19 protein-coding genes are annotated in these 24765 nt (G+C 61.7%); 9 read left to right on the top strand and 10 right to left on the bottom strand.

What is annotated here, in order from left to right; genetic code table 11:
• Positions 1–128 precede the first annotated feature (128 nt).
• Positions 129–1169: an aspartate--ammonia ligase gene (asnA, locus tag MUN80_RS21570; protein ID WP_244716240.1), complete on the top strand. Its 1041-nt coding sequence runs from the start codon at positions 129–131 to the stop codon at positions 1167–1169.
• Positions 1170–1314: 145 nt separating this feature from the next.
• Here the strand turns inward: asnA and MUN80_RS21565 are convergent, their stop codons facing one another.
• The 7 genes from MUN80_RS21565 to MUN80_RS21535 form a co-directional block, all read right to left on the bottom strand.
• A complete protein-coding gene (locus MUN80_RS21565; RefSeq protein ID WP_244716238.1) occupies positions 1315–3159 on the bottom strand; it encodes an endo-1,4-beta-xylanase in 1845 nt (614 codons plus the stop codon).
• A gap of 510 nt (positions 3160–3669) precedes the next feature.
• Positions 3670–4680, bottom strand: a complete 1011-nt coding sequence (locus MUN80_RS21560) for a zinc dependent phospholipase C family protein (RefSeq protein ID WP_244716236.1) — start codon at positions 4678–4680, stop codon at positions 3670–3672.
• Positions 4681–4837: 157 nt separating this feature from the next.
• Positions 4838–5833: a prolipoprotein diacylglyceryl transferase gene (lgt, locus tag MUN80_RS21555; RefSeq protein ID WP_244716234.1), complete on the bottom strand. Its 996-nt coding sequence runs from the start codon at positions 5831–5833 to the stop codon at positions 4838–4840.
• A 152-nt stretch (positions 5834–5985) separates the two neighbouring features.
• Complete coding sequence (locus MUN80_RS21550) at positions 5986–6180, bottom strand: hypothetical protein (RefSeq protein ID WP_244716232.1); 195 nt, start codon at positions 6178–6180, stop codon at positions 5986–5988.
• The gene (locus MUN80_RS21545) at positions 6177–6683 is read right to left on the bottom strand and encodes an RNA polymerase sigma factor (RefSeq protein WP_244716231.1); all 507 of its coding nucleotides are present in this window, start codon (positions 6681–6683) and stop codon (positions 6177–6179) included. Before MUN80_RS21545 ends, MUN80_RS21550 begins: the two co-directional genes overlap by 4 nt.
• 227 nt (positions 6684–6910) lie before the next feature.
• The gene (locus MUN80_RS21540; RefSeq protein WP_244716229.1) at positions 6911–8221 is read right to left on the bottom strand and encodes a flavin monoamine oxidase family protein; all 1311 of its coding nucleotides are present in this window, start codon (positions 8219–8221) and stop codon (positions 6911–6913) included.
• 20 nt (positions 8222–8241) lie between these two features.
• Positions 8242–11487 carry an AsmA-like C-terminal region-containing protein gene (locus MUN80_RS21535; protein ID WP_244716227.1) on the bottom strand — a complete coding sequence of 1082 codons (3246 nt, stop codon included), beginning with the start codon at positions 11485–11487 and terminating at the stop codon, positions 8242–8244.
• A 352-nt stretch (positions 11488–11839) separates the two neighbouring features.
• On the opposite strand from MUN80_RS21535, the gene MUN80_RS21530 reads away from it, so the two are divergent.
• The 5 genes from MUN80_RS21530 to MUN80_RS21510 all read left to right on the top strand — a co-directional run bounded on the left by MUN80_RS21530 (position 11840) and on the right by MUN80_RS21510 (position 14942).
• Positions 11840–12055, top strand: coding sequence for a hypothetical protein (locus MUN80_RS21530; protein WP_244724970.1), 216 nt, complete (start codon positions 11840–11842; stop codon positions 12053–12055).
• Positions 12056–12213: 158 nt separating this feature from the next.
• On the top strand, positions 12214–12804 hold the full coding sequence (locus MUN80_RS21525) for a hypothetical protein (protein WP_244716223.1): 591 nt from the start codon (positions 12214–12216) through the stop codon (positions 12802–12804).
• 212 nt (positions 12805–13016) lie between these two features.
• The gene (locus MUN80_RS21520) at positions 13017–13820 is read left to right on the top strand and encodes an SDR family NAD(P)-dependent oxidoreductase (protein WP_244716221.1); all 804 of its coding nucleotides are present in this window, start codon (positions 13017–13019) and stop codon (positions 13818–13820) included.
• 134 nt (positions 13821–13954) lie between these two features.
• Positions 13955–14383: a molybdopterin-binding domain-containing protein gene (locus MUN80_RS21515; protein WP_244716191.1), complete on the top strand. Its 429-nt coding sequence runs from the start codon at positions 13955–13957 to the stop codon at positions 14381–14383.
• 160 nt (positions 14384–14543) lie between these two features.
• The gene (locus tag MUN80_RS21510; protein WP_244716189.1) at positions 14544–14942 is read left to right on the top strand and encodes a cupin domain-containing protein; all 399 of its coding nucleotides are present in this window, start codon (positions 14544–14546) and stop codon (positions 14940–14942) included.
• Positions 14943–15035: 93 nt separating this feature from the next.
• Here MUN80_RS21510 and MUN80_RS21505 read toward each other — a convergent pair whose 3' ends face one another.
• Both MUN80_RS21505 and MUN80_RS21500 read right to left on the bottom strand, forming a co-directional pair.
• Entirely contained in the window at positions 15036–15563 is a 528-nt protein-coding gene (locus MUN80_RS21505) for a DinB family protein (protein ID WP_244716187.1), read from the bottom strand.
• 64 nt (positions 15564–15627) lie between these two features.
• Positions 15628–16599: a helix-turn-helix transcriptional regulator gene (locus MUN80_RS21500; RefSeq protein ID WP_244716185.1), complete on the bottom strand. Its 972-nt coding sequence runs from the start codon at positions 16597–16599 to the stop codon at positions 15628–15630.
• A 300-nt stretch (positions 16600–16899) separates the two neighbouring features.
• Here MUN80_RS21500 and MUN80_RS21495 point away from each other — a divergent pair, with 300 nt between their 5' ends.
• The 3 genes from MUN80_RS21495 to MUN80_RS21485 all read left to right on the top strand — a co-directional run bounded on the left by MUN80_RS21495 (position 16900) and on the right by MUN80_RS21485 (position 23672).
• Positions 16900–18504, top strand: a complete 1605-nt coding sequence (locus MUN80_RS21495) for a protein adenylyltransferase SelO (RefSeq protein WP_244716183.1) — start codon at positions 16900–16902, stop codon at positions 18502–18504.
• 546 nt (positions 18505–19050) lie between these two features.
• The gene (locus MUN80_RS21490; RefSeq protein ID WP_244716181.1) at positions 19051–23109 is read left to right on the top strand and encodes a glycosyl hydrolase; all 4059 of its coding nucleotides are present in this window, start codon (positions 19051–19053) and stop codon (positions 23107–23109) included.
• A complete protein-coding gene (locus MUN80_RS21485) occupies positions 23106–23672 on the top strand; it encodes a T9SS type A sorting domain-containing protein (RefSeq protein WP_244716179.1) in 567 nt (188 codons plus the stop codon). The genes MUN80_RS21490 and MUN80_RS21485 overlap by 4 nt, the downstream gene beginning before the upstream one ends.
• A gap of 207 nt (positions 23673–23879) precedes the next feature.
• Here the strand turns inward: MUN80_RS21485 and MUN80_RS21480 are convergent, their stop codons facing one another.
• On the bottom strand, positions 23880–24614 hold the full coding sequence (locus MUN80_RS21480; RefSeq protein ID WP_244716177.1) for a ThuA domain-containing protein: 735 nt from the start codon (positions 24612–24614) through the stop codon (positions 23880–23882).
• Positions 24615–24765 lie beyond the last annotated feature (151 nt).

Below are 24765 nucleotides of genomic sequence, written 5' to 3'. Positions count from 1 at the left end.
TTTGCCTTTACCACCCGTCAGGGAATTTCTTGGATTCAAAAAACTGCCTTCGGGGCGGGCGGCTCCTTAGTGCCTTTTCCGTCCTGGTTCAATTCGTCAAACCTTCACATCATAACCCTTCTACCCGTATGGAAACCGTTCTGCAAACCCCCGTCCGTGCCCTGGCACCCGTCGACCTGCTCAAAACCGAAGAGGCCATCAGCTTTGTTAAAGACACCTTTGCCCGGGAGCTGAGCCGGCAGCTACGCCTAGTGAAAGTGTCCTCGCCCATTGCCGTGCTCGATGGCACCGGCATCAACGATGACTTGAACGGTACGGAGCGACCCGTACACTTCCCCATCAAGGCCCTGGATGAGCGCCGCGCGGTGGTGGTGCACTCCCTGGCCAAGTGGAAGCGCCTGCGCCTGCAGGAGCTGGGCATCGAGGCCGGCCGGGGTTTGCTGACCGACATGCGCGCCCTGCGCCCCGACGAAGACTACTCGCCCATCCATTCGATTTACGTGGACCAGTGGGACTGGGAAAAGCACATTACGCCCGAGCAGCGCACGATTTCCTACTTGAAAGAAACCGTCGAGAAAATCTACGGGGCCCTGAAAGCCGTGGAGCAGCAGGTAAGTGAGCAGTATCCTGAGATTGAGCCGGTGCTGCCTGAGGCTATTACCTTCCTGTACGCCGAGGAACTGCTGCAGCGCTACCCCGACCTGACGCCCAAGCAGCGGGAGCACGAAGCCGCTAAGGAGTACGGCGCCATCTTCCTGATGGGTATTGGTGGAGAACTGAGCCACGGCGAAATCCACGACGGCCGCGCCCCCGACTACGACGACTGGAGCACCCCAAACGAAGCCGGCCACTACGGCCTCAACGGCGACATCCTGCTCTGGCACCCAGTCCTGGAAACGGCTTTTGAAGTGTCGTCGATGGGTATTCGGGTGGATAAGGCGGCCCTCACGCGGCAGTTGGAACTGCGCGGCTGCCCCGAGCGCAAGGACCTGCACTTCCACAGCCTGCTGCTCCAGGACGCGCTGCCCCAGAGCATCGGCGGCGGTATTGGTCAGTCGCGGGTGTGCATGTTTATGCTGCGTAAAGCCCACATCGGGGAAGTACAAGTAAGCATCTGGCCCGAAGCCGTACGTCAGGAGTTAGCTGCCAGCGGGGTTGAACTGTTATAAGTAACTAGTTAATTAAAAAAGAGTAGCCGTGTAAATTATTTACACGGCTACTCCTATTACTGTTTAATTAAAAATGATATTTACGTATTTGCAACAAAAGTTAAATTAATAGTTAGTCAAAATTAATTTAATAAACTCGTCGCTGTTATTGCACCAGCAGCTTCTTCGAGGTTATTGTTTGCCCATTAATTAGCTGCACCACGTACAGCCCAGGCCGCACGTTCAGCTGCACCTGCACCGTGGGCTGCTGGCGGAGCGTTACTTGCTGCACCAGCTGTCCGCGCACGTCGAGCACGCGCACGGCGCTTAGGTGTTCGGTGCCCCGCAGCGTAAACTGCCCGGTAACAGTGGGGTTGGGCGAAAGGCTTACCGTCGCGTCGTCGGTCTTCGAAACGCCCAGCACGGTGGTCCTCACGTAGTTTTTGAGCCACACCATAGCCGAGCGTTCCGAATTGTCGTCGTTTACCAGAAAGGCACCCTGGGCCGTGCGCCAGTGGCCGGGCCGGTAGCCCCACATGGTTACACCCTTCACGGCCGGGTGCAGCCAGAACACGGGAAACACGCGCTGGTATTCGGCCAGCTGCACGGCATCGTCCAGCTGATTTTGCGCATTTACGCCGTCAATATCGAGCTCTGTGATGTAGAGCGGCAGGCCGGCCGAGGCCAAGGTGTTGAGGTTGGTAGTCAAATCGGCGGCGGGCAGGCCGCGGGTCGAGAAGGCGTGGCCCTGAATGCCCACTGCGTCAATCAGGTTGCGGGCCTTGAGCAGGTTCACAATGCCCAGGTAGCGCTGGGCGCTGGTAGCCGTATTTTCCACGCTGTAGTCATTGAGCATCAGCTTGGTGGTCGGGAAATACTGGCGGGCCAGCTGGAAGGAAGTTATTACCCAGTCCCAGCCCGTAGCGCCGCTGCCGCCCAGGGCTTCGAGGTAGTTGCCCCCGCCGCTGTTGGGTCCCGGGGGCTGGTGCAGGGGCTCGTTTACTACTTCCAGGAAGTCGATGGCGGGGTAGCGCTGGGCCACGGCGGCATACCACTGCCTGATTTCGGCCAGCTGCTCGGCGGCCGGCAACGTGGCAATCCAGGTGGGCTGCTGGCTGCCCCAGGTCAGCACGTGCATGCGGAAGGGGTAGCCGTTGTCCTTGGCCAGCTTGTAGGCCGCGTCCAGCTCGGTCCAGTTCATCACGTCCCGGGTGGCTTCCACGCTGCCCCATTTGCCGGCATTTTCGGGCACTACCTGGTTCCAGTAGGCCGTGAAGTTGGCCAGTTGCGGGGCGCTGTGCACGCCGCCCAGAAACTTGGATTTACCCGTAGCCATGGGCGGACCCACCGGTGTGAAGGGCGGGGGCGGCGGGTTGACCGAGCCCTGCTGCCCGTTGTCAAGGTTGTTGACGGTGAAGTACAAGCCCGTCTGGCCAAACACGACTCTGTCAATGTCGAAGCCATCTTCCCGGGCCCCGATCTGGAAAGTTTGGGTGAGGTTGCCGGCTGCCACGGTAAAGGAAATCGGGGTTTCGGCGCCGCCAATCTTGGACATGTTCACCCATTTCCAGACGTTGTTCTGGGCCGAGCCGGCCCCGTCCACAACCTGGGTGCCGGTGGTGTAACCCACGCCGGCCACCTGGTTGATGGTAATCCAATCGTTGTCGTCGGTGGGCGACTTGGTGCCGAAGCCGTTGCCGTAGTAGAAGCTGTCGTCGTTGGCGGTAGCGGTGCCCACCCGCACCCGAGCGTAGAGGTCGTAGGTGCCGGGGCCAGGGAAGGTGACGCTGTAGGTAATCACGCGGGCGGCCGTGCCGGGGTTCTGGCTGGCAATAGTAGCCGTGGGCACTACCGTGACGTAGGTGACGCCCGCAGTGGTGGGGCTGGTCCAGTCGGCACCCAGCGTGCCGGCTTCGGCCTGCAGCTGTACCGGCGCATTCTGGGCCGATGCGCCAGTGAGTCCCGCCAGCAACAATGCCGCCGAAAGTAGATAGGGTCGGGGTGTACTCATACAAGGAATGGGAATTGGTGAGAGGGAATCAGGTCGGGAGAATCGTAAAAAGTGCTATTTAACCACTCTCCGATGCTAAAAATAGGCTAGGCTAGAGCTCCGGCAATGAGCCGAAAAGCCCCGGATTAGCAGAAAAACTATGCAACCGTTTGTGATAGTGCATCGGGAACGGTTGTGATAGTTGAAACCAGGGAAATATTTTTTACTACAATAGTAAGTGCACACTCACTATGGAATATCAGCTGAAATCCAATCGTCATATCGAGCACAGCGGGACATCTTGCGTGGGGCGTGGTCAGGAAAAGGCCATTATGCTGAGTGCAGCTGGGGCATGTTTACCGCAGTGCTGTTCATGTGGTATTGCAACGAAGCGGTAAAATGCTTCAGCAATCGGACGCCAGATCAGGTATGACATTTATTATTCTACAAGGCTCTGGACGCAAAAAAGCCTGTTCCCGCCGGCAGGTTGCGGCAGAAACAGGCTTGCTTAGGTGAGAAAACCCCCGGGGCTTAGAACTCCATGAAGGAGGAGAAATCTACCAGTTTGCCCGATTGGAGCAGTTTGAGTTCTTCCTTCAGGTTGCTTTGGCTGCTCTTGGTGGTGTACTCGGTGTCGAGCTTGGTCAGGTCGGGCTTGCCGGCGTTTACCCAGGCCGTATACCAGAAGTTGGCCGCGGCCTGTGCAGCCGTGCGCAACTGCCGCTCTTCCATGCGCTTGAGTGAGTTGTGGAAGCTTTCGGTGTAGGCAGCCGTGCGCACGTTGCTGTTGAACACGTTCTTTTTCGGCTGGCCCTGGGCGTCCAGTTCGTACATGTTGGTAGCGCCCACCTCGGTCTGCAGCTTTTTCTCGATGCTGAGCAGCGTATCAGCTGCGGCGTGACTCTGGGCGATGATGCGCCAGGTTTCAGCCACCGGGTCCTGAATCAGTTGGGGCTCCCGGAGCTTGAAGTTGTAGGTTTTGCCAAACTTCTCCACCATCTGGGACTCGTAAAAGGCGTGGATGCCCTTCTGACCGGTGAGCTGGCCGTCGTGGTTGGAGGAGGTGTGCAGGGGCTGGGTGGCGTCGCCGAGGTAGTGGCCCAGGTCGGCGGCAATGAAGAGTATGTCTTCCTTGCGGCCGTTTTTCATGGCCTGGGTCAGCTTGCCCAGCATGTCCTGAATAAACCAGGGCAGGCGGCCATTTTTATCCAGAAACGCGGGCTCATACTTGGCGTAGGCTTCCTGGGAGGTGCGCGGCACCTGGCTTACGTCGCCGTAGTGTTCCAGATCCACGAAGTGACGCGGGCCCTCGGCTTTGTCGCTGAGCGTATACTTGCGCAAGTCTGGCACCACCGACTCCTGCACCATGAAATCGACATGGTTGTAGAAGAAAGTGCGCATGGCCGGCGGCAAAGCCAGCACGGCGGCGCGGTTGATACGCTCATGCCCCCACGTACCCCAGGCAAAGAGGATGGAGGGCGTAATCAGGAACAGGGCCGTGACGGAAAGCCAGCGGCGGGCACGACGATAAACGTGTTGCATTGCGGTGGAAGTGAGAACAGACAAGACGGCAAATGTGCGGGCTTTGCGGGCAGGAAAAAAGCCCCGTCCCGGGAAATGTCGCCGTGCGCCAGAAGACGTTTTAATTGTCCTACTGCGGCTTTCCTGACTACCATTGCAGCCTTGTTTGGGCAAGCACTCAGGCCGGACTTGATTCCGGGCTGAGCACGACGGCTACGGACGAATCCGCTTCTCGCGGGGTCGGGCCGGAGGGGTTGGCCGCCCGCTTGCCGGCCCGCAGCAGCACCCACACGCCCAGCCCGATCAGGGGCAGACTCAGCAGCTGGCCCATGTTGAGCACGAGGCCTTGCTCAAACGCTACCTGGTCTTCCTTGAGAAATTCCACGGCAAAGCGAAACGAGAACAGCAGCGTTACAAACAGGCCAAACAGCAGGCCCCGCGGCGTTTTCTCCCGGTATTTCTGCCAGAGCCGGTAGAGCAGCACGAACAGCAAAACGCAGAACAGCGCCTCATAGACTTGCGTGGGGTGGCGAGGAACAGCCATCAGGGCCCCGGCGGGGGCGGGCTTATCCGCTGGGAGCAGTTCCAGCTTTTGCCAGCGGGGGCCGTGGCCGGGCTGCACCAGCACCGCGCCGGCCGGCACCGGGAACGTGGGCGCCTGGAGGTGGTCCTGGTCGCGGGGAAATACCAGAGCCCAGGGCACCTGCGCCGGGCGACCCACAATTTCCGAGTTCAGCAGATTGCCCAGCCGGATGCAGGCCCCGCCCACGGCCACGACCAGCACGATGCGGTCCAGCACCCAGAGGTAATCGAAGCGGTGGCGGCGACTAAACAGCCAGGTGGCCAGCAGAATCCCCAGGGTAGCGCCGTGACTGGCCAGGCCGGCCCAGGGAAAAACGAAGAAGATTTCCAGCGGATGCTGCGAGTAGTAGTCCCAATCGTAGAACAGGCAGTGGCCCAGGCGCGCGCCCAGCACCGTACCTCCCAACATGTACAAGGTGATGACGTCGACCCACTTAGGCGCCACCTGTTCGGCTTGGTAAATGCGAGTCAGAATAAAGCTGCCCAGCACGAAGCCCGAGGCAAAGAGCAGCCCATACCAGGTAAGCTGGAAGAAACCAAAATCGTAGATCAGGGGGCTGACCGTCCACGTCAATGCTGCCAATAAGCTCATGTGGGAAAGAAGTAAAATGAGGGTGAAAAGCATTGTAAAAGACCGAAGTATGACCCGCTAAGCCGTTTTTTCGGCAACGAAGCACCGTCCCGGCTCTTTTGAGCCGGAGGAATGGTAGTGGATAAGCAGAGAAAGAAAAGGGCTGCGCCTTTTTAGCAGCTACTAAAACCGAAGGACAGCAACGCGAGGCCTAGCTGCAGCAGCACCCGGCGGGGGCGTAGCGCCCAGCGGGGCTTTGGGTGGGGTGCCGGAAGCAGGGCGGCGAGCTGGGCTGCGCTCCACAGATCCTGCTGCTCTACCTGTTGCTTGTGAGCTTCCCATAAGGGCTTGAGTTCTTCCAGGCTCATAACAACTGCATCTTTAGGTATTTGCCCAGCTTGCCTTTGATGCGGTGCAGCCGGGTGCTGACGTTCGTAGTGCTCATGTCCAACAGCGGGGCTATTTCTTGATAGGAGTAGCCTTCCAGGTGCAGTAAAACCAAGGCTTTGTCCTCGGCCGAAAGCTGGTGAATGGCTTCTTCCAACACCTGGCCGGCCGCGGCCGGGTTCACGAGGTCTTCGGGGTTTGGGAGCTGCTGCAACTCCTCGGTCCAGCGCACCCATTCCGGCTGGGCCTTCTCCCGACGCAGGCGCGAAAAGATGGTGTTGAGTGCCACCCGGTACATCCAGGTCGAGACGTGGGCGGTACCCTGAAACCCGGAATAAGACTTCCAGAGCTGCAGCACGATTTCCTGAAAGGCATCCTGCCGGTCTTCCACCCGCACGTAGTAGAAGCGGCACAGGCTATGCAAGCGCCGTTGCTGCGTCGATAAAAGGCGAAGGAATTCCTGCTGGAGCGCGGCGGACGACACGGGAAATGAGGGGAAGGCGGACAGAAATATTAGTCGCAGAGAGCCGGCAAAAAATCACACCCGGGCAAAATTTATTTTCACCCGGGTGAAAAATGGGGCTTCGGGTACCCCAAGCATACTACATAGAGTATCAGAAAGCGGCCATAAGCCCACCCCGTCCATGTCCGGCTCATGGAGTGTCACCTACTGCCGATGAAAAATAAAGATTGTGACAACAAAATTGAGTGCTAAGCTAGGGACTCCAACAGGCGGCGAGCTACCTGCTGACCGCTGCTGAAGGCGGCCTCCACCGTGCCCATGGCCGGCCCCGAGTACAGCCCTTCACCGGCAAAAAATAACGTCTCTTCTACCGGCACGGCCAGCACCTGGAGCGCCGCCGCCGAGGCTACCGTGGCGTAGGCGTAGGCCCCGCGGGCAAACGGGTCGGCACCCCAGTTGACGACGCGCTGGGCCACCAGCTGGTCGCGCAAAAACGTGGGCGAAGTGCCCAGTAGGTAAGCCAAGGAGTTCAGGCTTTGCGCCAGCACCTCGGAGTCGGGGGCATGCCGGAGCTGGTCGGCGGCCGGGCCAGCCAGCCAGCCCGTGAGCAAGGGGCGCGGGTCGGGGAGCTGACTCCACCAGGTGGGCACCGGCGCATCCGAAAACAGAAATTCCAGCTCCGGCATGGCGTGGCTCGCCTCGGCCGATTCCTGCGCCCAGAAGGCGGTGCGGAATTCAAGCAGGATCTTGATGACGGGTCCGAAACCCAGCGCAGCCACAGCCTGGCGCTGAGCGGCCGGCAGCTCGGGTACAAACGCTACGTGACCCGGCATATCGGGAGCTGCCTGCAGCACGCCCAGAGGCAAAGTGAGGAGGAGGCGGGGAGCCTGGTAGTGGCGGTTCTGGTCGCAGATTACCGTCACTTGCCCGTGCTGCCACTGGATGGTTTGTACAATGGTAGCCAGCTGAATAACTCCGCCGGCAGCTCTCACTTCTCCGGCCAGGTGGTCGAGCAGCGGGCCGTAGCCCCCGGCGGGACGCGGCGAGTCTTCGGCCCCGCCGCCCGACCACTCCTCACGCAGGGCAAAGGCGCTGGCCCGGCGGGCGTCGGCAGCATCGTAGCCCTCGGCAAAGCTGATAACCATGCTGCGTAGTGCCTGGTGCTCGTCGCCGGGGAAGTACTGGGTCAGGAACTCGGCCAAGGGCAAATCGTGGGGCAGCTGGTGCAGCCTTTCCAGCAGCAGGGGCATGTCTGCCAGGAAATTTTCAGCGGTGGAAACCTGGCCCTGGCGCACTTCATAGGTAGTGCCTTCGGTATCGTGGCTGGCGGTGTTGGTGGCTTCCAGCAGTTGTTGGGTCAGGGCTACCTCACCGTGCAGAAATTCGGCCCCGGCCTCGGTGGGGCCACTGAATCCGTCCTCGGTGAATGTATGGATGCGGCCCCCGATGCGGTTACGGGCTTCTAATACGAGGACGCGGCGGCCGGCCTGCGCCAGTTCCCGGGCGGCCAGCAGCCCGGCCGCACCCGCGCCGATGATGATAATTTCAGGAGTAGTCATGGTGGGAGTACTAACCCGTTTTACCGCTGCAGGTTCACGGTGCTGTCGAGGCGCTGGGTGATAAGCAGCTGGCGGAACTGCTGGCGCAGCAGGGCCTGGTGCTGGCGCTGCTCGTTGCCCTTGAACAGGCGCACCGAGTAGCGGCTGGCAGGCGTCAGGCGCTGCAGATTCACGTAGGTGAGGCGGTGGTTGGGGCGGCGCAGGGGCTCACTCTGCTTGATCCGCTCAATACGCTTTTCGTTGTCGCCGAAGAGAGCCTGCATGGGGTTCAGGCCGATATACAGATTGGCCCGCCCGTTGAGAAAATAGCTGCCGCTGATTTGCATGTTGCTCAGGTTGCTGTTCAAATCTAGGCTGGGAATCAAAAGCTGGCCGCGGTTGAGGATAAACTCACTGCTGAAGGGCTCAAAATACAAGTGGCGGGTACGCTCTTCCCGCATGAATTTCAGCGCCTGGCTCAGGGCCTCGATGTTGAGCAGCTCCAGGTTGCGCATGTCGGCCCGCACATAGCCCACCGTGTGACTTAGGCGGGGCAGGAAGGTCGAGTCCAGGTCGGTGCGCACGTCGGCCACGCAGCGCATACTGCCCCGGATGTTGTCTTCATCGGGCAGCGTAAGGCCGATAGCCAGACCGGCGGCAAACAGGTCGGGCAGTTCCACATCCTGCAGACGCATCTGTACCTGCAGCGGGTGGTGCCGGCGGTTGACGTTGAGCAGCATGTGGCCCTGCAAGTCGATGCGGCCCCGGAACGCGTGCAACGAGCATTTATCTACCCGGGCCATTCCGTCGCGCAGGTGCGACACCAACTCGAAGCTGCGGCCTCGCACGGCGCTGTAGTTTACCTGGTCGGCCTGCACGTGCACCACGGCCTGCAGTACGCCGTTGGTCAGAATGGAGCCCGGGGCTAGCTGCTGGCGCCTGGCCCGCCGCTCGGCTCGCCGGGCCAGGCGCAACACCGGCAAAGGCACGGATTTATCTTCGGGGTTGAGGCTGGCCAGCAGCAGCAGCAGGCGCTGCACATCCAGGTCCTGGTAGTGCAGGTTCAGGTCCACGTCGGCGTTGGTCACGTGCACGCCCTGGATGCGCACCACGGCCGAGGCGTGCCCCGAGCCGCCGCGGGTAGTTGAAAAATCCAGGGTCGGCAGGCGGAGCTCCGGGCCCGTCTTGACCAGCTGCAGGTGCAGGTTGCGCAGGTTTTCTCCCGCTTCGAGCTGTACCGTAGTCATGTCGCAGGTCAGCGTGCCGTTGGCCGCCAGCAGTAGTTCGCGCAGGGCCGGACTGGCCGGGGCCTTGGCCGAGCGGCGGGGCGGGCGGGACATGCGGGCCATCAGCCGCCGGTAGTTAACCGTGTCGTAGTGCATGTTGAGGGCAAACTGAATGGGCGCCACCTGCTGCAGCGTATCGGTAGGCCACGAAACCTGCCCGCGCATCTGGGCGCCCCACACCCGGGCCGCCAGGTTTTGCAGCTCCACCCGCTGCCCGTCGTGGAGCACCGTGACGCCCACCTGCTCCAGGGTATCGGCCGGCAGCACCAGGCGGCCGCAGCGCAGGCCCACGTGCAGGCGTACGCCGGGCGGAATCAGGCTGCCGCCCAGCGTGGCCAGCTGGGTGGAAGAGGCCGCCGCCCGCTGCCGGGCCAGCAGCCGCGTAGCCGCGGCCGGGGGGCGCAGCAACTCCCGCAGCCGCTGCACCCGGAGCTCATCCACGGCAAAGTTTCCCGTCACCTGCATGTTGAGCTCCTGACCAGTCAGGTAATCAAAGAGGTGAGTGGTAGTGGCGCTGGCCTGGAACCGCATGTGGTCCAGCACCCCCGAGGCATGGGAAAGCGTCCAGATACTGTCCTGTAAACCCAGGCGTACGTTGAGCTCCGAAAAATCGGCGCGGCGGTCCAGCACCACGAAAGAGGCGTTTTGCAGCGTTACCCGGCCCCGCACCGACATGCTGGGCTGGCCTTCCATAGCGGCGGCACTGCCGTCGTCGGTGGGGGGGAGCAGGCCGTGTAGGCGTACGTCCATTTCGGCCGTCCCGTGCCGGGCCCGCCACTGCCCCGGTGCCACCAGTACCGCCAGCTGGGGCAATTCCGTCCGGCCCCGAAACCGCCCACTCACGAAAGGCTGGGTGAAATCGCGCAGGGTGAGGGCCACGTTGAGCTGGCCGGCCGACGAGTACACGCGGCAGTGCTGGACCGTGAGCGAAGTGGTTTTCTGATTGTGGGCCGGGCCGTTGTCGTAGGTCGCCTGCAAATCCCAGCTGTTGATGCGCCGCCGCGGGTCGGGCCAGAGCAGGCGGGCGCGCCGCAGCCCGAACGTCAGCACGTTGCGGGGCCGCACGGTGGGGCCGGTCAGGCCAGAAATAGTGTATTGGATGTGGGCTTTGCTCGGGCTGGTGGCTCCGGCAATGAAAGGCTCCAGGTTGGCCGGCAAAGCCGCATGCAGCACTTCCATGAGTGGCTGCTCGCCTTCAAAGCGGAAATACAGGCGGGTGCCGGGCTGGTTGGGCACCGTCACATGGGTGCCCCGCACGCGGATGGTATCGCCGTTGAGCGTGGCCCGGGTGTGGTGCAACGTGCCCTGGCGCTTTTTGAATTCAAACTGGTAATTAACCGAAGCCCACACCGGCTCGTTTCGAAACCGGGTGCCGCGACTGTTGCGCAGCTCCCTGAGCTCACCGAGCAGCGTGCCGCGAGCCCGCAGCATTCCCCGACGGATGGACGCCGTCAACCGGGCCCGCTGCACCTCGGCCCCAAAGGCGCTGTGGGCAAAGTCGTTGCGGGTTTGGATGCGGAAATTGTAGACCAGCAACGAGTCCAGGGCCAGCTCCAGGGGCGGGCCGGCGCCGGTGCTGGTGTGGCGGCGCTTACCGTGCAGGCCCCAGCTGCGGCCCAAGGAGTCGACCCGCTCCCGGAAGGCCACGTCGTGCACCGTGAGGCGGGTTATTTCCAGCTGCTTGTGCCAGAGGCTGCGCAAATCCAGGCGCATATCGGCCCGCCCGATGCGCAGTACTTCGTGCGGCTGCTGAAAGGACGTGTCGGTCAGGCTGACGTGGTGCACCGAGGCCGTCAGGTGGGGAAAGTCGTGCCACAGCGAGAAGGTGACTTCAAAGGGGGCTAGCACCAGCTCGGAGCGGTGGGTAACCTGCTCCCGGATCCAGGCCTCCAGCTGCCGCCGACCATAGCCCGTGCCCAGCAGCCACACCAGCACGCCCAGGGCCACGAGTACAAGAAGGAAGACGGCCAGCAGCACGCGCCGGAAAAGCAACAATTTCATAAAGCAGGCCGCTAATTCCGGGAGCCGGGCCGCATCCCGCGGCAGGCCAGCGGGCCGGAACCATCGGCTATACGCAAACCTGGACCGGTTAGCTGCTTGCGCGCCCCGGGGCCGGGGCCAAGGTCATACGTGGTGGTCATGGGGCGGAGCTAATCAAGGCGTGGGAATGGAAATTACGGGCTCGGCGGCACTTTTCGCAAGCGGGGCGCTGCAAAAACCGGCACCGGCTTCGGACCCGATTGGCCTGGAAGCGGCTTACTGGCTGACAGCCGGGAAGTTGAGAACCTAAACCCGCTAAAGCAGCTTACGTTCAAAGCTGAACAATTTGGCAGTTACTGTTTTCGTGTTTCCAATGAAAAATCTCCCCCAGCCTTCCGCCCCAACTCCGGCCGACCCGAAGCAAAAGCCTACTGCTACGCCCGCCCCGGCCGAAACTGCCGAAACCCCGCCCCCGGCTCCGGTGGCCGACGAAATCACCGCCGACCCCGCGCCCGACAACGAGCAGGCCGTCCCCGATGAGCTCACCGACCCCGGCGCCAGCCGCAACGACGACGCCCACCCGCTGTAAGAGCCAGGCCTTCGGAGCCGGATGAGGTAAATAAGAAATCAGGGCCAAAACCAAAAAATACAACTTGGTGAACTACCAGCCGGTATAGGAGCGGGCAATAATGCGTATTTTTACCGGCCCAAAACAATTTCTCGTTTCCTGCCTATTTCCTCTGCCTGATGAAGTTTTCCTACCTGACACTGGCCGCCGCCCTGGTTTTGCTGGCCGGCTGCAACCAAACCCCGCCCGCTACCGAGCAGTCGACTCCCGAAGCAACTGCTACTACGCCAGCTGCCCCCGACGCCGCTCCGGCTGCTACCACGGCCGCCCCCGATACGGTGGCTGCCACTCCCGAAGCCGCTCCGGCTGCAGCGCCAGCGGCCAGTGCCACCCAGAATCTGACGGTCAGCTTCTCCTTCAAGCCCGGGCCGGCCGGTCCCGACCGTAAAACGGCCGCCCACCTCGTGGTTAAGGGCGGAAAGGGCCAGGATATTGACCTGGGGCAGTTCAGCGGTAAGCCCGACGTGGTAAACAAGGAAAAAGCCAAGCTGGCCGGCTTCCCCAACGACATGCTCATGGGCTTCCGCAGCTACGACCCCGGCTCGGGCACCAGCTACGACCTGGCCGTGATGAACGTGGGCGGCAATACCCTGCGCATCGTGCAGCGCAAGGTGGAAGAGTCGGCTGACAAGGCTCCCGAATTCCAGACCTCGCGCGAAATTCCGCTGCCCGCCAACTCGGTAGTACAAGCGGCGCCCGCCAAAAAATAAGCTCTGTTCGGCCAGTTGTAGGCCAGCCCATAAAAAAGCCCTGACTACTGCGGTAGTCAGGGCTTTTTTATGGGCTGGCTACTGTTGAAAATAACAATAGTAAGCTGATCTGTAGTGGGTTGTAATGGCGAAAATGTGAGTTGGACTGGAAACGCCGCTGCCGAAAGGGCGTAAAGAAAACCCTGTCTACTACCAACCTAACCTAAAACACTATGGCTAACGAACAGAAATTCGCCCTCATTACGGGGGCTACCAGCGGTATTGGCTACGAACTGGCCAAGCTGCTGGCGCAGGATAAATACAACCTGGTACTAGTGGCCCGCCACCAGCAGGAGCTGGACCGCACAGCCGCCGAGTTCCAGCAGCAATACGGCGTGCAGGTCGTGCCCCTGGCTAAGGATTTGTTTCAGCGGGAAGCTCCCTTCGAGCTCTACGAGGCCGTGCGGGCCCAGGGCATCGAGGTGGAAGTGCTGGTCAATGACGCCGGCCAGGGCCAGTACGGCGAGTTTATCGAAACCGACATCAACCGGGAGCTCGACATCATTCAGCTCAACATCGGGGCCTACGTGGTGCTGACTAAGTGCTTCCTGAAGGAAATGGTGGCCCGGGGCTCGGGCAAAATCCTGCAGGTGTCGTCTATCGGTGGGGAACTGCCGGGGCCGTTGCAATCGGTGTACCACGGCACTAAGGCCTTTGTCACCTCGTTCACCGAGGCTATCCGCGAGGAAACCAAAGATTCGGGCGTGACCATCACGGCCCTGCTGCCCGGCGTGACGGACACGGATTTCTTCCGCAAGGCCGACATGGAGCAGTCCAAACTGGTGGCCGAAGGCAGCAAGGCCGACCCGGCCGACGTGGCCAAGGACGGCTACGAGGCGCTATTGGCCGGCAAGGACAAGATTGTGTCGGGCTTTAAGAACAAGGTGCAGGTAGCCATCAGCAACGTCCTTCCCGACGACCTGGTAGCGGCCAACATGCACCAGCAGGGCAAGCCCGTCGACGACGACAGCAAATAGGCGCGAGTAGCAATATCAAAAAAGCCGGACCTGGACAGGTTCGGCTTTTTTGTTGGGCCTTTGGGAAGTGGGTGAGCCAGCGGTATTTTCCGAGTAAGCTCAACCGTAGCAAACGCCGCCGTATCTTGCAAGCCATGAGAAGAGAGCTGAGCAATGCCTTTGGGAAAACATACCTGACCATCAACTACGACGCGGTGAATAACTGGGTCTACAACAACTGGATTGGCTACCAAACGCACGCCGGCATTCTGGTGGGTGCCGAAGCTGGACTGGAAGTGCTGATGAAGCGCCAGTGCCCCTACCTGCTGAACGACAATTCCCTGGTGGTCGGGCCCTGGGATCATGCCGTGGAGTGGATTGCCCAGGACTGGACGCCGCGGGCTATTGCCGGCGGCCTCACGCACTTTGCCCACGTCGTCGACCCCGGCTCGTTGGCAGCCCTCTCGGCCGAGGCCATGCACACCAGTATCGGCGACTATTTCCAGATGCGCACCTTCGGCAGCCTGGCCGAGGCTCAGACCTGGCTGCGACATGCCCAAAGCCCCGGCCGGGTGCTGCGGTAAGTTGTGGGTAGTAGCTAGCCGGGCACAGGTTGGGACTACTATAATTCGGGCAATAGCTGGTAGGTTAGCTGAAAAGTCCTAAATTACTCTTGTTGTGAGGGAGTTAGACTGAGATGCTTACTCCGCCAGTTCAATTTGTTCTACTTCAAGTCCTACGCTCATGCCTACTCCAAATTCCTTGTTTGGCCCGATGAAGGGCGCCTCCCGCCGCGAAGTTGGCGGAGTTCAGGTCGACGTAGTTCAGACCGGGGCCGCCCGGGTTAAGCGCATCGTGTATCCGGTGGGGTTTCGGTGGTCCAAGAACCTAAAGGATATTATGGGCACACCGCTGTGCATGCACGCCCACGTAGGGTTTCTGGCGGCCGGCCAGATCAGTATTCAGTATGCCGATGGCGTGACCGAAACCTTTGTGGCACCCCAGGCCGTAGCCATCGAGCCAGGGCACGACGGCTGGGTAGTGGGGGAGGAGCCGGCCGTGCTCATCGAGTTCGACTTTGAAAAACAAACCGTGGAGCGCCTGGAATTGCCCTTGCTGCACAGCCCCAGCGCCATTTCCTAGCGGCTACGCCGCCGGTAAACTGTCCAAAGACCAGCAAACCCCGACCAACTTAGCTGGTCGGGGTTTGCGGCGTTCAGGGGGCTACTGGTAAGCTTACTCGGGCTGGGCGGAGTCGTCGGCGGAGGGGCCGTAGATGTAAGGCACCGGTACGTCGAGCAGGCGTAGGTACACGCTCAGCTGCCCACGGTGGTGAATCATGTGGCTGATGAGGTGACGTACTACCTCGGCCCGGGGTTGCGCCACAATCACATAGTCGCCGCTGCGCATGGTCCACTGCTGTTCCAGGTCTTCGGGCGTGGCCTGCAGCAAGCCGGTGTTAGCGGCCTCCACGCGCTGGTTAAAGTAGGCCAGCAATTCCTCGGTGCTAGTGATGGGCATTACCGGAGCATCGTCGAAGACGGCCACGTCGATTTCAGTTGTATCGAGCGTGTCCTTGATCCAGCCGATAAGGTCGGCGGTGTGGCGGGCGAGCTGGCCGAGCTTCATCGACTTGACGTGGGGCTGCCAGTCGAACTGCGCGACGGGCACGCGCTCCAGCACGCGTCGGGTGAGCTTGGCTTCGTCGAGCAGCTCGATGCTGAAGGCTTGGGCGAGGGGGGAGGCTGCGAGGGTAGTTTCCATGAGCTTAAAGGAGTTTGGGTTGATTGATAGTCCAAACTTCGGCACGCCCAGTGACAGCCCTATGTCAGTAGGTTTCGGCGGGTACGCAAAAAAAATCGTGGGCGGCCCGGGCCAGTTCCTGCACCTTGGTCTGCAAGTCGGCGGGGGCCTGCACCTGTACTTGGCCGGCGAAGAGCAGCAGCCACCGGGCCAAGTGCTCCAGGCAGCCGGGCACCAGGGTCATTTCCACCCAGCCGGCCGCATCCGGGGCCTGCTCGTGCTTCCAGCCGAAGTAGTGCTTGTTTTCGTGTACCTGCCCGAGTACCTGCGGCCCGAAGCGCACTACGGCCACCTGGGTCTGGCGTTCCTTAGCCAGCTCGGCCCAGTACGACTGCAGCGTGTCGGGGCGGGGCTCGTAGGCTTCGTCGAGCACCTGCAGGCCCGCTATCCGGTCGAGGCGGAAGTTCCGAAACTCCTGGCGCAGGCGGCAGAAGGCCACCACGTGCCAATGCTGCCCGAAATACACCCCGATGGGCTCCACGTCGCGGCGGGAGGGCGTGCCCTGGTGGCCGGCGCGGTACTCCAGGCGTACCACCCGCTGGCGGGCAATGGCATCGAGCAGGGGCTGTTGGGTACCGGCCGCGGGCGCCGGGACGGTGGGGCGCCGGGCCCCACCAAATACGCGGATGCGCGAACCTAAATCTTCCAGATAGTCGCGGTCAGGGCGGCGCAGTACGGCGCGCAGCTTGTCCATAGCCGTTTGGCTGAGCTGGGCGGTATGGGCGTCGGTGAGCTGGGCAGCGAGCTTTTCGGCCGTAAGCAGGGCCGTGGCTTCTTCCCGGTTAAACATGACCGGCGGCAGCCGATACCCTTCGGCTAGGGAATAGCCCACGCCCGCCTCCCCGCATAGGGGCACCCCGGCTTCTTCCAGGGTACGCAGGTCGCGGTAAATAGTGCGCAAACTCACGCCGAAGCGGGCAGCCAAGTCAGGGCCGCGTACCACGCGCTTGGCCTGGAGCTGAATCAGCAGGGCAGTAATTCGGTCGAAGCGGTTCATAGCGCCGGAAATGTACCGATTCCTACGCGGGCTTGGCGGCTTATTCTGCAGTTTTCGGCAAGCTGAGCCAGAACTTCACGACCGGCTTCAGACGTAAAACCAGCGCTTGGCTCAGGCTGCGGCCTTAGGGCGCTCCACGTACCCGGGGCCGTAAAACATGCGTGGCCCTGGCTGGTTGGCGAACTTGCCACCTGGGTTTGCCTGTTTGTATCAAATGCCTTGCGGGCCTGCTATGCCTGTAGAGCCCCGTTTTCACCAGTGACACAACGCAAGGTTCTTTGTGTCGTTCCTTTCTTAACTATGTCTTCTACCACCCCAACTATAGATCAAGCCCCGTTTCAGAATTCCTTTGTGGATGAAATGCGCGGTGAGGCTTCTTTCGACCAGCGCCCGCGCCAAGTGCCTGGCTATCTGTACTCCCGCGTGAAGCCCACGCCCGTGCGCGACCCAAAGCTGCTGGCTTGGTCCGACGAGCTGGCCGCCTTCTTGGGCCTGGCCCGGCCCGCTGAGCGCGGCCCGGCCGTGGAGGCCCTGGCCGGCAACTTGGTTACCGATACAATGAAGCCCTTTGCCGCCCGCTACGGTGGCCACCAGTTCGGTAACTGGGCCGGGCAGCTCGGCGACGGTCGGGCCATTTCCCTGGGTGAAGTCACGGCTACCGATGGCCGGCCCTGGGAAATTCAGCTCAAAGGAGCCGGCCCCACACCTTACTCGCGCCGGGCCGATGGCCGGGCCGTGCTGCGCTCCTCGTTGCGCGAGTTTCTGTGCAGCGAGGCCATGCACTACCTGGGCGTGCCCACGACCCGGGCCCTGAGCCTGGTCAGCACCGGCGACCTGGTGGTGCGCGACATGTTCTACAACGGCAACCCCCAGGCCGAGCCCGGCGCCATTGTGGCCCGGGTGGCGCCCACGTTCGTGCGCTTCGGCAACTTCCAGATGATGGCCTCGGCCGCCGAGCTGGATAACCTGCGCGACCTGGCCAACTACGTGATTCGGCGTTACTACCCCGAACTGGGCGAGCCCACGGGGCCGGAAGTGTACGTGCGCTGGTTTGAGGAAATCTGCCGCCGCACCGCTGTCATGCTGGCGCACTGGATGTCGGTGGGCTTTGTGCACGGGGTGATGAATACCGACAACATGAGCATCCTGGGCCTCACCATCGACTACGGTCCCTACGGCTGGCTGGAGCCCTACGACCCCGACTGGACGCCCAACACCACCGACTTCGGCGGGCGCCGCTACGCCTACGGGCAGCAGCCCAACGTAGGCCTCTGGAACCTGTGGCAGCTGGCCCGGGCCCTGGCCTACCTCGTGCCCGACCCCGAGATGTTCCGCCCCGGCCTGGACTTATACTCGGCTACCTTCGAGGCAACCCGCCACGACATGATGCGGCGCAAGCTGGGTCTGACCAGCCAGGATGAGGCCGAAGACAAGGCCCTGTTCGAAGCCCTGCACGAAGCGTTGGCCGAGTCGGAAGTGGATATGACCCTGTTCTTCCGCCACCTCTCGCACGCCGCCCCGGCCGTACTGCAGAACCCAGCCTCGGCCGAAACTGCGTGGCAGGAGCTGCTAGCGGCGGCCACGTATTCAACCTCGCCCGAGGAAGAAAACAAGCTGCTGAGCTGGTTGGGCCACTATCAGCGTCGCTTGCAGCAGGAAACAGCCGCCCCGGATGCTATTCGGGAGCTAATGCTCAGCGCCAACCCCAAGTACGTGCTGCGCAACTACCTGGCCCAGCAGGCTATTGAGGCCGCCGAAGCCGGTGACACGTCGGTGCTGGAGCGGCTGATGACCGTGCTTAAAACCCCGTTTGCCGAGCAGCCCGAGCACGAGGAGCTGGCCGCCAAGCGCCCCGATTGGGCCCGTGAGAAACCCGGCTGCGCTACACTCTCGTGCAGCTCGTAATTTTTGGGAGTGTGCCGTAAGCGTTATGCGTGCTGGCACAAGGGACTAGGGCAAAGGCCGTGCGTAATACAGGTATTGCGCACGGCCTTTTTGTATAATACCCTGATAGAAGGCAATGGCGCAGGTAGGACGAGTGATTTAAGTAAGGCAGCTATACGCTTGCGTGACACGATAAGAATGGGGGGTATGTAGCCTGGTATGACCTCGTTGTTTGGGGTGAATTGTGTATAAAGAGTTTATTTTCAACGGATAGTAGGGCTGAAATGATAAAAAATTAGCTTTGTGATACTCCGTTTTACCGCGAAGTCAGCTACGGCACATGCTTGCGTAAGCGCCGGTTTGGAGAAGAGTAAGGTAAGTGCAGAGGTAGAATAGGATTACTTAAAAGAGTTAGTCGAAATCCAGTGCCGCTTTGGCTGGATTCAAGCCCCTATAGTTTCCCGCCACCCCCACGCCCGGCGTGGTGAGTGGCCTTGCTGCCGCTGCCGGCAGCCCCGTAGTCGCCGCTCCATTCTTTTCATAAAATCCCACCAAACCTTTCTGACTATGGGTATATCCCTACCTAACCGCCTGCCCGGTAGTTTGCCGGCGCAGCTGGCTCCGCCGCGCAAGCCCTGGCTCCGCCGCCTGAAAGCCCTGGCCCTGGCTGGTTTGAGTCTGGCCCTGAGTGCCGCGCCAGCCCTGAGCCAAATCGTGCCCGTGGGCGCGGGCAGCTACACCACTGTATTTCCGGGTACCGACCAGGCTGGCCGCAACGCCGTGCCACCCGGCTCCCCGCTGGTGAGTGGAGTAGCTGCTACCAAGCCGGTGCCGACCAACGAGTTCTGGTCGGCTAAGCTGCAAAAGGACCACGTCAACAACATCTTCAACTACCCACTGGCCCTGCGCACCCACGAAACCGGGTTGGTGGTGAACTACATCATCCCGCCCTCGGGCCCCAAGGAATACCGGCAGCCGAACAGCGACGTGATGGCCGTAACCGTGGGCGTGCAGAGCCTCAGTGCCGTGCGTGCTACCGTCTCGGACTTCTCCGACTGGACCGTGACCATGAACTGGCACAGCGGCTCCAATGACTTCAACGCTACCGTGGGCATGGGCATGCCCTTCCTGTACTTCACCAAAGGCGCTGCCGACGTGGCCGTGGTGAAAGTAACGGTGGGCACGGTGACCATCAATAACGAGATGCTGCTGATCCGGGACTCCTATAACGGGGGCGACTACGCCGTGTACGCTCCGGTGGGCTCGACCTGGACCAACAACGCGGGCACCTACACTTCCACGTTGAACGGCAAGACCTATTGGTCGATGGCCTTTCTGAACCCGACGGCTGCCGACGCGCTGGCCGCCGCCAACGATTACAAGAAGTACGCCTACGTATTCCCGGCCAGCACCGCGGTGAGCTGGCAGTACACGGAAAGTACCAGCGTGGTCAAAACCACCTTCACCGTGACGCCTTCGGTAAAAGAAGGCACCGGCACGACAGTGCTGCAAGGGCTGCTGCCCCACCAGTGGGGCTATTTGGCCAGCGGCTCGGCCCAGCCCGCGGGGCAGGTGTATCCGTCGGTGCGGGGGCAGTTGAAAATGCTGGCCTCCAACACCTTCTCGACGGCCTACACCTTCCACGGCGTGCTGCCCACGCTGCCCTACCTGGATAACTACAGCGCCGGTTTCAGCCCCGTCAAGCTCAACGACAAGGTGAAAGCCCTGCAAAACAACGGCCTGGCTGAGTGGACCGACTCCTACAACGAGGGCCAGGAAATGAACAAGCTGATCCAAACGGCCCGCATTGCCGATGAGGCCGGCAACGTGGAAGCCCGCAACAAGATTCTGGCCACCATCAAGACCCGGCTGGAAGACTGGCTGTCGGTGGAAGGCGGCGAAAAGGCGTTTCTGTTTTACTACGACACGAAGTGGTCGGCGCTGCTGGGCTACCCGGCCGGCCACCATCAGGACGACAACCTGAACGACCACCACTTCCACTGGGGCTACTTTATTCACGCCGCCGCCTTCGTGGAACAGTACCAGCCCGGCTGGGCCAGCCAGTGGAGCGAGATGGTGAACATGCTCATCCGCGACGCCGCCAACCCCAGCCGGACCGACACCAAGTTTCCCTTCCTGCGCAACTTCGACCCCTACGCGGGTCACGCCTGGGCCGACGGCTTCGCCAGCTTCCCGCAGGGCAACAACCAGGAGTCGACTTCCGAGAGTATGCAATTCAACTCGTCGCTGATTCACTGGGGCGCTATTACCAATAACAAGGCCACCCGCGACCTGGGCATCTACCTCTACGCCACCGAGCAGGCCGCCATTGAGGAGTACTGGTTCGACGTGAATGACCGCACCTTCCAGCCCGACTACGCCTACAGCGTCACGGGCCGGGTGTGGGGCGCGGGCTACGACGCGGGCACTTTCTGGACCCCCGACATCCGCGCCGTCTACGGTATTCAGCTCTACCCCATGCACGGGGGCTCCTTGTACCTGGGGCTGAACAAACCCTACGTGCAGAAGCTCTGGACCGAAATTACCCAGAACACCGGCATTCTGCAGAACGAGGCTAACCCCAACACCTGGCACGATTTGCTGTGGGAATACCTGGCCTTTATTGACCCCGTGAAGGCCATTCAACTCTACGATTCCTACCCCGACCGCGCCATCAAGTTCGGTGTTTCGGATGCCCAGACCTACTACTGGCTGCACGCCATGAATGCCCTGGGCCAGCTCGACGCCACCGTGACGGCCAACAACCCCGAAGCGGCGGTGTTCATCAAAAATGGCCAGAAAACCTACGTGGCCCAGAACTACAGCAGTTCGCCCATCACCGTTACCTTCTCCGACGGTTACGTGCTGAACGTACCGGCCCGCAAGCTGGCTACCAGCAAAGATGTAGCCGTAGCCGGCACTATTACGGCCAACGCTACGGAAGTAGCCGCCAACGGCAGCGTGACCCTGAGCGTGGCTACTACTGGCAGCGGCGTGACGGGCGTGGAGTTCTTCGACGGCAGCACTTCCCTGGGCACCGTGACCAGCACGCCCTACACCAAAACGGCTGCCAACCTGCCCGTAGCCATTCATAATTTCTACGCCAAGGTGTACGCCGGCTCATTGTTTAAAGTCACCAACATTGCCACCGTGCAGGTGGGTAAGCAGGTTTCCTTCACTGGCTCACCCCAGGCCGTGCCCGGCACCATCGAGGCCGGCAAGTATGACTCGTACCCGGGCGGTAAGGGCCAGGGCATTGCTTACAACGACGCCTCAGAGGGCAACCAGGCCACGTTTGAGCCCGCGCCGACCGTAGCGTTCCGCACCAACGAAAACGTGGACGCCGTATCGGATGCGGCCGAAGGCGCTACCGTGGGCTGGGTGGATGCCGGCGAATGGCTGGAGTACACCGTCAACGTGTCGGCGGCCGGCACCCACACGCTGGCCATGCGCTATGCGGCTGGCAACGCCACCGGCGGCGGGCCCTTCTTCCTCTCGGTAGATGGCACCCAAGTAGGCGGCGACCAGACCGTGACGACAACCAGCAACTGGGGAACCTGGGCCACCAAAACCATTACCGGCCTCAACCTGCCGGCTGGGGAGCATGTGCTGCGCCTGACCTTCACCCAGGGCGGCTTGAACGTAGGCCGCCTGACCTTTACTTACACCGGTACGGGCACCAGCAACACCCCGCCGACGGTAAGTTTGACCTCACCCACGGCCAACGCCAGCTTCGCGGCCCCGGCCAGCATTAACATCACGGCCAACGCGGCTGACGCCAACGGGACAGTCAGCAAAGTCGAGTTCTTCCAAGGGGCCACCAAACTAGGCGAGGACCTGACAGCTCCTTATAGCTTCAGCTGGACGGGCGTAGCCGCGGGCACCTATTCGCTCACGGCCAAGGCCACCGACAACGCCAATGCCAGCACGGTTTCCAGCGCGGTGAGCGTGGTCGTAACGGGTGGCACTACCGGCGGAACCTGCACCGGTGGGCCCACCAACGGCGACTATACCTTCTCGGTATCCGGAGCCAGCAGCAACCCCACGCTGACTTTCGTGCCCGGCCGCAGCGGTGTCGGCAGTCCCACGCTGCTGCTCTACTACGGCACCAGTCCTAACGGTCCCTTCCCAGGCTACACGGCCCAGCCCAACACGCCCTTTACCCTCGCGGCCAACGCGGGTCAAACGGTGTATTTCTACTACACTTACAGCGTACCCGAAGGCGGGGAGCGCAACACCAGCGCCACGCCCCACAGCGTAACCGTAGGCAACTGCGGCACGGGCACGACCAACACGCCGCCCACGGTCAGCCTGACTTCACCGGCCACCAACGCCAGCTTCGCGGCTCCGGCCAGCATTACCATTACTGCCAACGCGGCGGATGCTAACGGCACGGTGAGCAAAGTCGAGTTCTTCCGGGGCACCACCAAGCTGGGTGAAGACCTCACGGCCCCGTATAGCTACTCCTGGACGGGCGTAGCGGCCGGCACCTATTCGCTCACGGCCAAGGCCACCGACAACGCTGGCGCCACCACAACTTCGGCCGCGGTAAGCGTAACGGTAACCGGCGGCACCAGCTCGGGGGCTACTGCGCTACTACTGCCGATTTCAGCTACGGCGCCGTGACAAGTGGGGGCAACGTCACGTTCACCTTCCACCCGCTCGGGGCTACGGCCGGCGGCAATCTGGCTATTCTCTACCTGCGCGAAGGCTCGGCCGGGGGCTACCCGGGCTACGCCATGACGAAGAATGGTGCCGGGGATTTCACCTTCACCAAGGCTATTGCCAACGGCACCGTGACCAGCCTGTACTTCACCTACCAGGTTGGCGCGGGCGGACCCGAGCGTAACACGGCCGCTACGCCCTTCAGCTACACCGTGGGCACGAGCTGCACCCCGGCCCTGATGGCGCTGGCTACCACGTCGGCTTCCAAAGTCAGTGAGCTGCTGGTGACGCCTAACCCCAGCGCGGGCAAGTTGGCCGTTCAGTTCACCCTGAACCAGTCGGAAACGTACGCGCTGGCACTGTATGACTTGCAGGGGCGTCTGGTCAAGACGGTGGCTACCGGTACGGCGGCCGGGGCCCAGGTGATTCCCGTGCAGGCCAGTGAATACCCGGCCGGCGTCTACCTGCTACGCCTGACGACGGGCAAGCAGGTGCTCACCCAGCGCCTCGTGCTCAGCCGCTAAGTGTAGAGGTAACACCCGCTAGTAAAAAGCCCCAGCCTTGTATGGCTGGGGCTTTTTTGTGGGCAGTTAGTACGGTAGCGGAAGACGGCACCTGGCACGTCTACTACCCCTGATGCCTTACGCTGGGGTGCCCAGAAAGGAACTGCTACCCGACTCGCGCTTGAGCAGCACCCGCCGCAGAAAAAGCTGAGCTAAATCGGCGGGCCGCTACTGGCCCATTGCGTAGCGGATGCCGCCCAGCAGGTGCTGCAGAAACAGGGGGTCCTGGTAGCTTTCCGGGGTGTGGCCGCCGGCGGTGTAAAAGGCCCGGCCGCCGTCGTAGCTGTGGTACCAGGCGAAGGGATGGGCCGGACCGTTGGTGCCGCCGGAGTACGTGGTTTCGTCGATGGTGGCCAGGATGGTGAGGCCAGGCGTAATGCTGCGGAAGTTGTACCATTCGTCGGTGCGGGGCCACTCGGCAGGCAGGTGGGCCGTAGCGGGGTGCTCGTGGTTGATGACGCGCACGGTGGCGGGCTGGACTTTGGGATGATTCACGAAGTAGGCGCCCACCAGACCGTTGAACCAGGGCCAGTCGAATTCAGTATCGGTGGCGGCGTGGACGCCTACGAAGCCGTGGCCGGCCTGGATGTAGCGCTCAAAGGCGGTTTGTTGGGGCGCGGTCAGCACGTCGGCCGTGGTGTTGAGGAAGACCACGGCGCGGTAGGCGTTGAGCTGCCGAACCGTAAAGCGGGTGTTGTCGGCGGTGGTATCGACACGAAAGTGGTGTTGCTGGCCAAGCTGGAGCAGGGCCTGCAGGCCGTCGGGAATGGATTTGTGGTGAAAGCCGGCCGTGCGGTAGAAGACCAGGATGGCGGGCTGGCGGCCGGGCGGCGGGGGAAGTAGGCGTTCCGAAAAGCAGCCCAGGCTAATGGTGGCCAGCAGAGCAGAGAGAAGCAGTTTCATGGGGTGGGCAGCCAGTAAGTTTTGGGGGTCTTCCACCCTAAAGATAAAGGGTCGGCGCAAGCGTGCGGCTTGCCGTAGAGCCTGATTTTAGTGGCCGGCAGAAATTAAAAAAGCCCGGATGGTGAATCCGGGCTTTTTTGTAGTCAGCGGC

This window comes from Hymenobacter cellulosivorans (genome assembly GCF_022919135.1).
Lineage (GTDB): Bacteria > Bacteroidota > Bacteroidia > Cytophagales > Hymenobacteraceae > Hymenobacter > Hymenobacter cellulosivorans.
This window is presented reverse-complemented; position numbering and strand designations above follow the sequence as displayed.

What these genes read in the sequence shown, in the direction of transcription:
- asnA (WP_244716240.1), top strand. Translation starts at nt 129, where the DNA reads ATGGAAACCGTTCTGCAAACCCCCGTCCGTGCCCTGGCACCCGTCGAC.
- MUN80_RS21565 (WP_244716238.1), bottom strand. Translation starts at nt 3,159, where the DNA reads ATGAGTACACCCCGACCCTATCTACTTTCGGCGGCATTGTTGCTGGCG.
- MUN80_RS21560 (WP_244716236.1), bottom strand. Translation starts at nt 4,680, where the DNA reads ATGCAACACGTTTATCGTCGTGCCCGCCGCTGGCTTTCCGTCACGGCC.
- lgt (WP_244716234.1), bottom strand. Translation starts at nt 5,833, where the DNA reads ATGAGCTTATTGGCAGCATTGACGTGGACGGTCAGCCCCCTGATCTAC.
- MUN80_RS21550 (WP_244716232.1), bottom strand. Translation starts at nt 6,180, where the DNA reads ATGAGCCTGGAAGAACTCAAGCCCTTATGGGAAGCTCACAAGCAACAG.
- MUN80_RS21540 (WP_244716229.1), bottom strand. Translation starts at nt 8,221, where the DNA reads ATGACTACTCCTGAAATTATCATCATCGGCGCGGGTGCGGCCGGGCTG.
- MUN80_RS21535 (WP_244716227.1), bottom strand. Translation starts at nt 11,487, where the DNA reads ATGAAATTGTTGCTTTTCCGGCGCGTGCTGCTGGCCGTCTTCCTTCTT.
- MUN80_RS21530 (WP_244724970.1), top strand. Translation starts at nt 11,840, where the DNA reads ATGAAAAATCTCCCCCAGCCTTCCGCCCCAACTCCGGCCGACCCGAAG.
- MUN80_RS21525 (WP_244716223.1), top strand. Translation starts at nt 12,214, where the DNA reads ATGAAGTTTTCCTACCTGACACTGGCCGCCGCCCTGGTTTTGCTGGCC.
- MUN80_RS21520 (WP_244716221.1), top strand. Translation starts at nt 13,017, where the DNA reads ATGGCTAACGAACAGAAATTCGCCCTCATTACGGGGGCTACCAGCGGT.
- MUN80_RS21515 (WP_244716191.1), top strand. Translation starts at nt 13,955, where the DNA reads ATGAGAAGAGAGCTGAGCAATGCCTTTGGGAAAACATACCTGACCATC.
- MUN80_RS21510 (WP_244716189.1), top strand. Translation starts at nt 14,544, where the DNA reads ATGCCTACTCCAAATTCCTTGTTTGGCCCGATGAAGGGCGCCTCCCGC.
- MUN80_RS21505 (WP_244716187.1), bottom strand. Translation starts at nt 15,563, where the DNA reads ATGGAAACTACCCTCGCAGCCTCCCCCCTCGCCCAAGCCTTCAGCATC.
- MUN80_RS21500 (WP_244716185.1), bottom strand. Translation starts at nt 16,599, where the DNA reads ATGAACCGCTTCGACCGAATTACTGCCCTGCTGATTCAGCTCCAGGCC.
- MUN80_RS21495 (WP_244716183.1), top strand. Translation starts at nt 16,900, where the DNA reads ATGTCTTCTACCACCCCAACTATAGATCAAGCCCCGTTTCAGAATTCC.
- MUN80_RS21490 (WP_244716181.1), top strand. Translation starts at nt 19,051, where the DNA reads ATGGGTATATCCCTACCTAACCGCCTGCCCGGTAGTTTGCCGGCGCAG.
- MUN80_RS21480 (WP_244716177.1), bottom strand. Translation starts at nt 24,614, where the DNA reads ATGAAACTGCTTCTCTCTGCTCTGCTGGCCACCATTAGCCTGGGCTGC.